Origin of the sequence: Nesterenkonia sp. (assembly GCF_029265375.1) — a bacterium.
Taxonomy (GTDB): Bacteria; Actinomycetota; Actinomycetes; order Actinomycetales; family Micrococcaceae; genus Nesterenkonia.
In genome coordinates this window covers 1-12303 of the sequence record NZ_JAJUJJ010000038.1, presented here as the reverse complement: position 1 = coordinate 12303, position 12303 = coordinate 1, and the positions used below count along the sequence as shown (strand labels likewise).

The 12303-nt window shown below is 67.2% G+C and carries 11 protein-coding genes; 3 read left to right on the top strand and 8 right to left on the bottom strand.

The annotated features are described in order from the left end of the window. Positions 1-741: transposase (locus Q1K09_RS12250; protein ID WP_300345718.1), on the top strand; the 741-nt coding region annotated here is incomplete at its 5' end. A gap of 607 nt (positions 742-1348) precedes the next feature. On the opposite strand, the gene Q1K09_RS12245 is transcribed toward Q1K09_RS12250, so the two are convergent. The 5 genes from Q1K09_RS12245 to dut form a co-directional block, all read right to left on the bottom strand. After that, the gene (locus tag Q1K09_RS12245) at positions 1349-4210 is read right to left on the bottom strand and encodes an aconitate hydratase (RefSeq protein WP_300345716.1); all 2862 of its coding nucleotides are present in this window, start codon (positions 4208-4210) and stop codon (positions 1349-1351) included. Positions 4211-4333: 123 nt separating this feature from the next. After that, positions 4334-5746: a TRAM domain-containing protein gene (locus tag Q1K09_RS12240; protein WP_300345714.1), complete on the bottom strand. Its 1413-nt coding sequence runs from the start codon at positions 5744-5746 to the stop codon at positions 4334-4336. Continuing rightward, positions 5743-6429, bottom strand: a complete 687-nt coding sequence (locus tag Q1K09_RS12235; protein ID WP_300345712.1) for a DUF3159 domain-containing protein — start codon at positions 6427-6429, stop codon at positions 5743-5745. Before Q1K09_RS12235 ends, Q1K09_RS12240 begins: the two co-directional genes overlap by 4 nt. A gap of 2 nt (positions 6430-6431) precedes the next feature. Beyond that, positions 6432-7280 carry a DUF3710 domain-containing protein gene (locus tag Q1K09_RS12230; protein WP_300345711.1) on the bottom strand — a complete coding sequence of 283 codons (849 nt, stop codon included), beginning with the start codon at positions 7278-7280 and terminating at the stop codon, positions 6432-6434. A gap of 65 nt (positions 7281-7345) precedes the next feature. After that, entirely contained in the window at positions 7346-7798 is a 453-nt protein-coding gene (dut, locus tag Q1K09_RS12225) for a dUTP diphosphatase (protein WP_300345710.1), read from the bottom strand. 82 nt (positions 7799-7880) lie between these two features. On the opposite strand from dut, the gene Q1K09_RS12220 reads away from it, so the two are divergent. Beyond that, complete coding sequence (locus tag Q1K09_RS12220) at positions 7881-8381, top strand: DUF3093 domain-containing protein (RefSeq protein WP_300345709.1); 501 nt, start codon at positions 7881-7883, stop codon at positions 8379-8381. 23 nt (positions 8382-8404) lie between these two features. On the opposite strand, the gene Q1K09_RS12215 is transcribed toward Q1K09_RS12220, so the two are convergent. Then, positions 8405-8704 carry a DUF4193 domain-containing protein gene (locus tag Q1K09_RS12215; protein WP_300345708.1) on the bottom strand — a complete coding sequence of 100 codons (300 nt, stop codon included), beginning with the start codon at positions 8702-8704 and terminating at the stop codon, positions 8405-8407. Between the two features lie 235 nt (positions 8705-8939). On the opposite strand from Q1K09_RS12215, the gene sepH reads away from it, so the two are divergent. Further along, positions 8940-10154: a septation protein SepH gene (sepH, locus tag Q1K09_RS12210; RefSeq protein WP_300345707.1), complete on the top strand. Its 1215-nt coding sequence runs from the start codon at positions 8940-8942 to the stop codon at positions 10152-10154. Here the strand turns inward: sepH and Q1K09_RS12205 are convergent. Together Q1K09_RS12205 and Q1K09_RS12200 are read right to left on the bottom strand one after the other, a co-directional pair. Beyond that, complete coding sequence (locus Q1K09_RS12205) at positions 10151-11398, bottom strand: alkaline phosphatase family protein (RefSeq protein ID WP_300345706.1); 1248 nt, start codon at positions 11396-11398, stop codon at positions 10151-10153. The genes sepH and Q1K09_RS12205 overlap by 4 nt on opposite strands. Continuing rightward, positions 11395-11991: a DUF5998 family protein gene (locus Q1K09_RS12200; RefSeq protein ID WP_300345705.1), complete on the bottom strand. Its 597-nt coding sequence runs from the start codon at positions 11989-11991 to the stop codon at positions 11395-11397. The genes Q1K09_RS12205 and Q1K09_RS12200 overlap by 4 nt, the downstream gene beginning before the upstream one ends. Between the last annotated feature and the right edge of the window lie 312 nt (positions 11992-12303).

Here is a 12303-nt window from a genome sequence, read left to right as displayed (position 1 = left end):
GTGATCGGCTGGCAGTGGTGCGACCGCGAGTCCAAAGCCGCCTGGGCAGCACTGTTCCGCCAGCTCCCCGCCCCGGATGTGGTGGTCACCGACGGCGGGGCCGGGCTGCGGGCGGCTCTGGATCAGCAGTGGCGCCGCACCCGGATCCAACGCTGCTACTTCCACATCCGCGCCGCCGTGGTGAGGCACACCACCCTGAATCCACGACTGGAGGCAGGTAAGGAGATCCTGGCTCTGACCAGGGAACTCATGCGGGTCCAGGACCTCGATGCCGCCGCAGCGTGGATGGGCGCCTACGGCTCCTGGGAAGCGAAGTGGGAGAAGTTCCTCAAGCAGCGCACCTACGCCAAGAAAGGCGTGGAACGGCCATCCTGGGCTAAGCCGAACCAGAACTGGTGGTACACCCACATCCGACTGCGCCGAGTCCAGGGACTCTACCGGCAGCTGATCCGGGACAAGTCCCTGTTCACCTACCTCGACCAGCACTACACCAGCGAAGGCGTCAGGACGGTGGAACGGGCCACCTCCAGGCTAGAAGGCGAGCCCAACAACGCGATCAAACACCTGCTGCGCCATCACCGAGGCATGCCCGACCATCACGCACGCAAAGCCGTGGACTGGCTGCTCAACAACCTCACCGAGCACCCCCCACGACCCGTGGAAGCTGGTGCAGCGACAGCAGCGCGAAGCGGCGAGGCAGTCCCAGCACAAGCCGGTGGAAGAAGAACAGATAGGCCCTGAGGCCTACGGCACCTCAGCTATAGCCGAAGAAGGCCTCTGGACCCGCAAAGGCTGGGCCGGCAGGCCGTGACACGCCCGGGCCATACACACATTTTGGCCAATAACCCGAAAAAGACTGTTGCCCCGGGAGTCCGAGCCTTGAAGTTCGAATAGTCACCGGGGCATTACATGACCTAGGATAGGCGATTCAGACATCAGCTTCAATCGCAGGGCCACACCGTGGACCTTGTTTGCCGCGCATAACTACGAACATGCAGATAGTCGGCTGCTCAACCAGGGCCGGCAACGCTTCGGCTCAAGCGACGGAGGAAATCGTCCGCGCATCGATCTGCAGGTCATTCTCGCCGAAAGCGCGTTTCAATGGATCGCTCGGTCAGCGCGCTTTACTCCCGAGTTGACTGTGTGCACTCTAGTCGTCCCGCAACAGCATCTCAGACCGGCTGGCTTATTGGAACTGGTTCGCGCCACGGGAGCCAAGGCCTCGTGCGGCATGGTCACACACACGCCCCGTCAGGCAGAAGCCTGACGGGGCGCATTTATGAGATGCTGAACCGAGACACACCGGACGTGTCAGGTGCTAGATCGCCTCGTATCCGAGCCGATCAGATCAACTATCGGCAAGTTGGCGGAGGACGTACTGCAGAATGCCTCCGTTGCGGTAGTAGTTGGCCTCGCCGGGAGTGTCGATCCGCACCACAGCGTCGAATTCGACAGTCTCGCCGTCCTCCTTCTCCGCGGTGACCTTCACTGTCTTCGGGGTCTCACCGTCATTGAGCGCGGTGATCCCGGAGATGCTGAAGGTCTCGAAGCCGGTCAGACCCAGGGTCTCGGCCGACTCGCCCTCGGGGAACTGCAGCGGCAGCACACCCATGCCGATGAGGTTGGAGCGGTGGATCCGCTCGAAGGACTCGGCAATCACCGCGCGCACACCCAGAAGACGGGTGCCCTTAGCGGCCCAGTCGCGGGAGGAGCCGGATCCGTACTCCTTGCCGCCGAGCACCACCAGCGGGGTGCCGGCCTTCTGGTAGTTCATCGCCGCATCGTAGACGTAGGCCTGCGGAGCGCCCTCCTGGGTGAAGTCCCGGGTGAAGCCGCCCTCAACGCCCTTGCCGTCGTTCTCATCGGCCAGCAGCTGGTTCTTGATCCGAATATTGGCGAAGGTGCCCCGGATCATCACCTCGTGGTTGCCGCGGCGGGAGCCGTAGGAGTTGAAGTCCTTGCGCTCCACCCCGTTCTCCAGCAGGTACTTCCCTGCGGGGGTGTCGGACTTGAAGGAGCCGGCCGGAGAGATGTGATCGGTGGTGACCGAGTCTCCCAGCTTCAGCAGCACCCGGGCGCCTTCGATATCGGTCACCGGCTCGGGCTCGAGCGTCATGCCGTCGAAGTAGGGGGCCTTGCGCACATAGGTGGAGTTCTCGTCCCAGGTGAAGGTCTCCCCTTCGGGGGTGTCCAGGGACTGCCAGCGGTGGTCGCCGTCGAAGATCGACCCGTACTTGGAGGTGTACATGCTGGTGTCGATGGACTCATCGATGATCTGCTGCACCTCGGTGGGGTCCGGCCAGATGTCCCGCAGGTAGACGTCGTTGCCCTCGGAGTCCTGACCCAGCGGATCATTCTCGAAGTCGAAGTCCATGGTTCCGGCCAGCGCGTAGGCCACCACCAGCGGCGGCGAGGCCAGATAGTTCATCTTCACATCCGGGTTGATGCGGCCCTCGAAGTTCCGGTTGCCCGAAAGCACCGAGGTCACCGCCAGATCTTCCTCCTGGATGGTCTTGGAGATCTCTTCCTCCAGGGGGCCGGAGTTGCCGATGCAGGTGGTGCAGCCGTAGCCGACCACGTAGAAGCCGATCTTCTCCAGGTACTCGATCAGACCGGACTTCTCGTAGTAGTCGGTCACCACTTTGGAGCCCGGGGCGATGGAGGTCTTCACCCACGGCTTCTGCACCAGTCCCTTCTCCACCGCATTGCGCGCCAGCACACCGGCGGCGAGCATCACGTTCGGGTTGGACGTGTTGGTGCAGGAGGTGATCGAGGCGATGGAGACGGCCCCGTGGTCCAGGGTGAACTCCCTGCCATCGGGCATCGTCACCGGCACCGGGTGGGAGGGCCGGCCGTCGGCAGGCTCGGCGTCGGAGTCCATCGGCCGCGGCTTGTCACGGTCGGACTGGCCCTGGCCGCTGGGGGTCGGGGCGTCAGATGCGGGGAAGGTCTCCGCGACCGATTCGTCCACATTGCCGTTGACCGAGTTCTCCACTCCCAGGGCCTTCTCAGTCTCGGAGACGTAGTTGTGGATGTCCTTGCGGAACTGCTCCTTCGCATCGGTGAGCTCGATCCGGTCCTGCGGGCGCTTGGGTCCAGAGATGGAGGGGACCACGGTGGAGAGGTCCAGCTCCAGGTGCTCGGAGAAGCGCAGTTCGCGCGAGGGGTCGTGCCACATGCCCTGCTCCTTGGCATAGGCCTCCACCAGAGCGATCTGCTCCTCGGTGCGGCCGGTCAGGCGCATATAGTCGATGGTCACCTCATCGATCGGGAACATGGCCGCGGTGGAGCCGAACTCCGGGCTCATATTGCCGATGGTGGCGCGGTTGGCCAGCGGCACCTCGGCCACGCCCTCGCCGTAGAACTCTACGAACTTGCCGACCACTCCGTGCTCACGCAGCATCTGCGTGATGGTCAGCACCACGTCGGTAGCGGTCGCGCCGGCGGGAATCTCGCCGGTGAGCTTGAAGCCGACCACGCGCGGGATCAGCATGGAGATCGGCTGGCCCAGCATGGCGGCCTCGGCCTCGATGCCGCCCACGCCCCAGCCCAGCACGCCCAGGCCGTTCTCCATGGTGGTGTGGGAGTCGGTGCCCACACAGGTGTCGGGGTAGGCCTGCAGAGCACCGTCGCTCTCGCGGGTCATCACCACCCGAGCCAGAGACTCGATATTGACCTGGTGGACGATGCCCATGCCCGGGGGCACCACCTTGAAGTTCTCGAAGGCGGTCTGGCCCCAGCGCAGGAACTGGTAGCGCTCACCGTTGCGCTGGTACTCGATGTCCATATTGCGCTCGATCGCCTCGTGGGATCCGAAGGCGTCGATCTGCACCGAGTGGTCGATGACCATTTCAGCCGGCGCCAGCGGGTTGATCCGGTTGGGGTCGCCCCCCAGCTCGGCGACGGCTTCACGCATCGTGGCCAGGTCCACCACACACGGCACACCGGTGAAGTCCTGCATCAGCACCCGGCCCGGGGTGAACTGGATCTCCGTGGTGGGATCTGCGGTCTCGTCCCAGCTGCCCAGAGCCTTGATGTGCTCGGCGGTGACATTGGCACCGTCTTCGGTGCGCAGCAGGTTCTCCAGCAGCACTTTCAGGCTGTACGGGAGGGTCTCATAGCCCTCAACCGTGTTCAGGCGGTAGATCTCATAGTCCGCGCCGTTGACGTTGAGAACGCCCTTTGCTCCGAAGCTGTCCACTGTACTCACGCTTCGACTCCTTGTCTGTATGCACTGACACGGCCTCGGATCTTGGGTGGGACCCAGGGCCTTGTTATCCGCCCTCCATCCTACTCATACGCACCTGGTCAGCGCCGGGGAGGCAGGGTGTGGTCAGTTCCGCTCAAAGCGAGCAACTGATTCCATGTGGTGGGTATTGGGATAGAGGTCCAGCAGCTGCAGGTCCGCCAGCTGCCAGCCCAGCTCAGCAAGCACCTTGGCGTCCCGGGCGAAGGAGGCCGGATCACAGGAGACATAGAGGATCTGCCCCGGCCTGCTGGAGGCGATGCCGGTGAGCACGCGGTTGTCGGCGCCGGCCCGGGGCGGGTCCAGGATCACCACATCCGCGCTCTCCAGCCGGTCAGCGATGCGCTCGGCAGGGGCGTGGACCACCTCCACCTGCGGATGGTTCTGAAACAGCTGCGCCGCGGCGGCGCTGGTCGCTTCGGCCGCCTCCACCGAGAGCACCTGGCCGCTGGCCCCCACCGTGTGCGCCGCCCAGGCGGTGAACAGTCCCGCCCCGGCGTAGAGGTCCACGGCGGTCCCGCCGGATGCCAGGCGGGCCATCGAATCGACGGCGCTCACCAGTGCTTTCGGCGCACCCCGGTGAATCTGCCAGAACCCCTCCGGCGGCAGCTGCACCGCCTCCCCGGCGGGCACGGGCAGCGGTTCGGTCACGGTGCGTTCCCCGGTGAGCACCTGATAGTCCACCTGTACGGGCCTCAGCTGGTGATAGCGCCGGCGGCGGCCGGCGGAACGCTGACCGGCCGGGCTCTTGACGCGAGCCAGCAGAATGCTTCCCACTGAAGGGTCCTCCCGGGCCTGAGCGGTCAGCCGTTCGGCCAGGGAGCCGCCGGTGTCCTGGGGGGCCCGCACCACCAGCGCCACCGGCGCGCTGCCGCCGGGAGCGACGACGTCGACGCTCTCGGCGCCGGCGAAGTCCCAGGAGAACAGATGCGACCGGCCGACCGCCTCCACAGCCAAGGGCATCGAACGAAGCGGGATGAGATCGTGCGAGCGATAGGGCTTCATAGCCAGGGAGCCGCCGGCGACGGCGAAGCTGACCCGGGTGCGCCAGTGCAGGCCGCTGGCGGAGGTCTCCGGCAGTGCTGACATGTGCAGCTCGCCGTCAGCGCCGGCGCTGGGCAGGTCCAGCTCGGCCAGGTCGATGCCGCCGATGCGGGCCATGGTGTCCCGGAAGACGTGGGACTTCAGCCGCCGCTGGTGCAGGTCGCTGATGTGGCCGTAGTCGGCCCCGCCCACCGGCACCTGATGGTGGTCATAGGCGCGCAGCGCGTCCGCCTGCTTCCACGGGTGGCGCCGCCGATGGTCGGAGGCCTGAAGCACGTCCACCGCATCGGCGCGCCAGAACTTCGAGGAGCTGTCCCCCTCAGTCACCACCGCCCGCACAGTCTCCCCAGGGATGGCGTGCCGGACGAAGACGACGCGTCCCTGGTGCCGGGCCACGCAGTGCCCGCCGTGGGACATCGGCCCCACGGTCAGCGTCACCACGCGCGGTGCACTCATACCTGGTGCTCGCTGGGGTTCTCCGCCGGCTGCGGGCGGGTGATCATCCACCCCAGCCACAGCGCCAGCGCATAGAGCGGGACCCCCATCACAATGCGGGTCACACCCAGGGCTGCCACCTCATCGGCGAGGTACAGCGGCACCTGAACCAGAAGGCGGGCGGCCAGAACCGCCGCGACAATCCAGGTCGCCGCTGCATAGCCGCGCCGGCGAGCGTCATCATGGCGCCAGTGGAGGCCCTCACCGCGGATCAGACCGAACAGAATGCCCATAAAGGGCCATTTCACCGCCACTGAGACGGCGAAGACGGCCAGGTATGCGGCATTGACGAAGAATCCCGGCTGGTAGTAGCCGCGGGCGTCTCCGGAGAAATGTGCGAAGGCGGCGCAGATCGCCACACCGATCAGTCCGGACACCGACTGCAGCAGGCTGCCGCGCTGAATGAGGCGCAGCACGGTGAAGATCAGGCCGGTCCCCAGCGCCAGGAGGATCGCTGCTGTGAGGTCCTCAGTGATCAGGTAGGTGACCAGGAAGCCGGCCGAGGGCAGAGCCGCTTCGGCCAGTCCACGCCATCCGCCCACTGAGGCGTGCACATCCAGGGAGCCGTCGTCCCGGGTGCTCAGCCGCTGGGCAGCGGCCGAGGAGATCTGGTGTCCGACCTGGTCGGGGCTGCTGTTCGGCATGACTACTGGGACGTGTCCGGCTTCCGCGCCTGCGGCATCCCGTTGGTGCCGGCCGCGGTTCCGCCGCCCTGGGCCTTCCGCGGCACCACAACTCGCTTGGCTCCGGCCGGCGGCCGCAGCCGCAGCAGCTCTCGAGGCGGCAGCGGCTCATCCCCGCGCACCACCACGATGCGGGAGAAGAGGTCTTCGACGCCCTCTGCCGCACTGCGGTCGATGGCCCCGCGGCCGCCGATGACGCCGCGCAGGAACCACCGGTTGCCCTCGTGGCCGATGAACCGAGCGGCGCGCCAACCCTGCCTGCCGTCCTTCAGCACAGTCGGCACCCTGGCGTGCAGCTCCTGGCCGAATCGCCCCTCGACCTGCTTCACCCGGCCCTTCTGCTTCACCACGGAGGATTCGATCTGACGGCGCACATCCTCCCAGATGCCGCCGGACTTCGGAGCCGAGAATGCCTGCAGCTGGATGCTGGCATGGCCGACTCCGATGGTCAGCGACACCACGCGCTTGGTCTTCTGGTCGATGTCCAGGCGCACCTTCTGGTCCTTGGCCGCGGGCACCAGAATCGCGCCGAAATCGAGGTACCCCTTGGTAGAGGCGATCTCGCTGACGTCCTTGGGTCCGGATCCCAGCTCAGTGGTCTGCGGGGTCTCGGCCTGCTGGCTGCTCGGGGCGGGGGCCTGGTCGGCGGCCTCCTCTGCGGCTGCGGAGGCTTCGACCGGATCTGCGGAGTTCTCGCCGGCGGGCGCCTCGGTGATCTCCACCTCGGGTTCCTCCGCCTGGGCCATGGCTTCCTTGATGGTCGCCGGACGCTCCTCGGCGTCCTTGTTCTTCTTCCTGCGTCCGAAGAGCATGCCTCTCCTTGTCTGCCTGGGGGCTTCTATGCTGAATTCTTCTCTGCTGTGCCTGCCTGCTGCGGCTACGCGTGGGTGGTGATGCCGCTGGAGCCGAAGCCGCCTTCCCCGCGCAGGCTCTCCGGCAGCTTCTGGACCGGGACGAACTGCGCCTGGGCCACTTCCTGGAGCACCAGCTGGGCGATGCGGTCCCCGCGGGAGAAGCTCACCGGTTCGGCCGGGTCGGTATTGATCAGCAGCACCTTCAGCTCTCCGCGGTAGCCGGCGTCGATGGTGCCTGGGGTGTTGACCATGCTCACGCCGTGGCGGACCGCCAGCCCGCTGCGCGGATGCACCAGCCCGACCCATCCTTCCGGGATGGCCACGGCCAGACCGGTGGGCACCAGCCGCCGCTCCCCCGGGGCCAGAGTGAAGTCCTCGGCTGAGTGCAGGTCCGCGCCTGCATCGTCCGGGTGGGCGTAGCGCGGCACGGGGAGGTCGGGGTCCAGCCGCTGGACCGGGACATTGATTCGCTTCACCTCATCGAGTCTACAGAGTCGGGCCGGTGCCTGCGGCCGGTCCGGTGCGCAGAGCTGCCGCGGCCCGTGCGACCATAGTTCTATGAGCAGTCAGGATCTGAGCGGCGCCGATGTGCGCTACCGTGAGAAGCTGTGGCCGGCATGGTGGCTCTGGGTGGCCGCGGTGATCGTCGGCGGTTCGTTCTCCACCACGTTCTTCCCCATCAGCGTCACCTACGGCCTGATCGCTCTGGTGATCGGGGTGGCGCTGTGCACAGGCGCCCTGGTCGCCACCACCCCGGTGGTCGAAATCACCGGGGACCAGCTGCGCGCCGGCCGGGCCAGGATCCCGCTGGAGCTGGTGGGGCGGGTGGTGGCCCACACCGGTCAGGCCGCCCGCGAACAGCTCGGTCCGGGATTCGATGCGCGCAGCTACCAGTGCATCCGGGGCTGGATCGGCCCGGTGGTCACTGCCGAGATCACCGATCCGGCAGACCCCACGCCCTATTGGGTGTTCTCCACCCGTCGGCCTGAGAAGGTGCTGGCCGCCCTGGGCTCTCAGGAGGAGATCCATCGCAGCGGGGTCTCAGTCAGCGAGGACTGAGCAGACTCTGAGGCGAGAAGCTCTCAGGCTTCGCAGTCGGTGCAGAAGAGCTGGCCGCCCTCTTCGCGGGCCACCTGGGAGCGGTGGCGGACCAGGAAGCAGGAGGCGCAGGTGAACTCGTCGGACTGCGCCGGCAGCACCCGAATCTGCAGCTCTTCGTCGGAGAGGTCCGCTCCGGGAAGCTCGAAGCCCTCCGCAGCCTCCGCCTCGTCCTCATCAACAACGGCAGACTGACGATTGGTGGAGCGATTCTTCAGCTCCTCGATGGAGTCCTCATTGACGTCGTCGTCATTCTTCCGCGGGGCATCGTAGTCAGTCGCCATAGCAGGTGCTCCAATGGTGGTTCGTACATCGTCAGGCCCACGTCGGTGCTCGCGGGTGATGTTTGAGGTCGCACAGATTGTGTCGTATCCGCCCGGTGCTGACAAATCCATTCCTCACTGGGCTGAACCGCCCATCCTTCCAGGTGGGGTTGAGGCCCCAGTGGCAGATGTCCGCTCAGGCGATACAGTGGCCAGAGAGGACACACCAGCTGACGCATACTGGAGGACGCCGTCCATGCAGGATCTGCGGATCGTGGGGGTTCAGGCCGAGGGTGAGAACCCGCACCTGCTGCTCTCCGACGAGGCCGGAGCCGAGTACGCGCTCCCCGTCGACGAGGCGCTCACCTCAGCCGTCGCCCGCGCCTCCGCTGCCCAGAACGCTGCAGGATCTGATTCTGAGGCGCCGACTCGCCAGATGTCCCCGCGTGACATTCAGGCCAGGGTCCGCGCCGGAGCCACGGTGGATCAGGTGGTCAGCGAATCGGGACTCTCCCGCGAGCATGTGCTGCGCTACGCCGGACCGGTGGCCGACGAGCGGGCGTTCTACGCCTCGCGGGCACGCCAGACAGTCGTAGCCCGGGCCTCCAGCGCCGAGCAGCACCGGCTGGCTTTCGGCGACTCGGCGGCCACACTGGAGGCGATGGTGGCTGTGCGGCTGCGCGCCATGGGCGTGCGCGTCGACTCCGCCAGCTGGGATGCGTGGCGGCGGGAGGACGGACTCTGGGCGGTCAGCTGCGACTTTGACGTCTCCAGCTCGGCGTCCCAGTCCGAGTCCATCGGTCAGCAGCCCCCGGCAGAGTGGATCTTCGACCCCGCCGCGCGGACTGTCCGTCCGGTCAATAAGTGGGCCGAGTCGCTGATGAGCCTCCCGGCCGCCCCCGCTTCGTCCCGCGGACGCCGCTTAGCGCCGGTGGAGGAGCCCTTCGACGTCGACGACCACACGCCCCCAGCCCAGGCGCCCAGCCGCAGCTCAGCCCGGTCTGCGGAGGCCTCCGGCCAGTCCGGGACCGACCATGAGGACCTGCTGGACATCCTGCGGGCCCGGCGCGGCCAGCGGCTGGGCAGCGACGAAACCGGCGATGACAAGCTGGCCACTCTGCTGACCCGCGACGAGCAGTCTGGGCAGCGCCCGATGACGGATCTGCGGGCCGTGGAGCAGAAGACTGACCACACCGGCCAGCTGCCCGGCCTGGAGGGCGACGACGCCGAGGCGCCGGACTCAGAGAAGGCGGACGAAACCTCGGGCACCGACGCCTGGGGCTTCAGCTATGAGGATTCCGGCGACGACGACTCCGAGGCCCCGGCCTCCGACGACTCCGAGGACACCGAACAGGTCCCGCCTGAGACCCAGCAGGACCGGCAGCAGCGCCCGCGGAAGAAGAAGTCCTCCTCCCGGCGGCCCACTATGCCGCGCTGGGACGATATTCTCTTCGGCTCGAAGGATTCCTAAGCGCGGGTCCCTGTGCCTTCGCGAGTCTCCGAGCCTTCCAGGCCGCGGCCGGTCAGCTCCAGCAGCGGTACGCGGCGCTCTGCCTCAGTCAGCGAGCCGTGCTGACCGACCATCTGCAGCGGACCGGTGCCGGTGCGGTCGGTGTGGAACAGCGCAATATCAGCGGCTGCGGCGACGATCACATCGCCGATGCGCGGACGGACTCGGGCGCTGCGGGCGGCAGCCGCGGGGCCGAACCATCCCGCATCGATCGCCTGATCCCCGGTCACCGCCCACACGGCCTCCCCGAAGGCGGAGCGGAAGGCCTCGGCCACCTCCGATTCGCAGCCGGACTCGCTGTAGAGGTGCAGCATCCGCGGTTCTCCCCCGGTGTGCCGCACGCCGGTGAGCAGGTCTTCCCGCCCGCTGAGGTCGATCCGGTGCTCAGGGCTGATATTGACCATGCCGTGATCGGCAGTCAGCAGCACGGCCGCCTGGTCCCCGTACTGATGATGCAGGCTGGACGCCAGGCGCCCGGCGGCGGAGTCCAGGGATTCCAGCATGCTGATCCACTTGTCGGAGCCGGCTCCGCTGGAATGGCCGGTCTTGTCCAGCTCATCCACATAGAGGTAGACCAGCAGCGGCGGCGCCGGTCCGCGCCGCAGCGCTCCGCCGCGGCTGCGGTGCTCGGAGATCACCTCAGCGCACAGGGCGAACCGGATCTCGATCCGGTTCGCGCCGAAGAACTCGCCCCCGGAGAGAGCCGCCGCCGTCAGGGGCGAGTCGCGGAAGCCCGGCCGGGAGATGGTGACCATCCGGGCCCCGGCCTGCTCCGCTCTGGTGAGCACGCTCGGATGCGGCTGCCACTTCTGGGGATCCACCTGCGGGTCCCAGCGGCCGAGCATATTGACCACCCGCTGCAGATGCTCGGCGTAGAGGTCATAGCCCACCAGGCCGTGCTCCGCCGGGGTGAGCCCGGTGCCCAGTGAGCCCAGCGAGGCGGCGGTGGTGGTGGGGGTTCCGGTGTCCAGCGCGGCTGCCGATGCGCTGCTGCGCCACGCCCGGCCCAGGTGGCGGGCATGCCCGGTGTGGGCGGCAAGATTCGCCTCCCCGAGCCCGTCGGCGAGGATCACCACGCAGATGCTCGACTCCGGCACCCCTAAGCGATTGGTGAACCCCTCAAGTCCCAGCGCGGCCGCCGCCGAGGTGAGCACATGCCGCAGGTGGGCGCCGTCGAAGTCCGGGGCCTGCGGTGCGGCTGTCACCGGGCGTACTTCACACAGGCTCGCCGCAGAGCCTTGACGAAGCTGCGGGCCTCATCGACGGCAGAATCGCCCTCGGCCGTGGCGGCGATTCGCAGCGTAATGTCCTCGGGCACCACGCTGCCGGTGTCCCCGTGGTCGGCCATGCATTCGGGGTTTCCGCAGTCGGCCGGCATCGAGTCGAACCGTGCGCCCCCGGTCCAGTTCAGGTTCAGGGTCACCTCGGCCAGGCCACGGTCGGGACGGAAGTTCTCCGGCTGCCGGTGGACTTCGGAGAGAATGAGCGAGCGGATGCGCGAGACCGGCACCACTTCGGTGGAGATCCGGGCCACCACCTCGGAGCTGCCGCGCGGTGAGGAGTCCTCCTCCTCGGCGTCGTGGTCGTCCAGGTGTGCCACCACCACAACGTCCTCGGCCAGCACCAGCACCGTGATGTGCCGGTGCACCTCCTCCAAGTCGAAGTGCGTGTCCACGTGCACGATCTGATGCTCAGGCTCACGGCCGTCGAGCGCATCGGTGACCGTGTGATGCACCAAGGAGGGGTAGAAGCCGCCGCGGTCAATGGCTTCCTTCAGCGAGATGGTGGATGTTCCCATACCTGCCATGGTATCGCTGGGGCCCGATTCGCCAGGGCTTCACCACCGATGAGCTGCCCTGCCTGCGACAGGACTTGGGATCGGTCAGTGATCCCCGTTGTGCCCGCGGGGTCCGCTACGCGTTCACTGAACTCGCCATCCAACTCACCGGACTTTGCAAAAGTCCTGCGGATCAGCGGTGGGGCAGTGTGGTCGACGACGACGGTGTGGAATGGCTCAGGGGCCGCGCCAGTTGCCGGCGTCGTCGTACTGGTCAGCGAAGATCTGCGGCGGCCGGTCTCCGTCTTCGATGACCAGCGGGCCGTTGCAGCC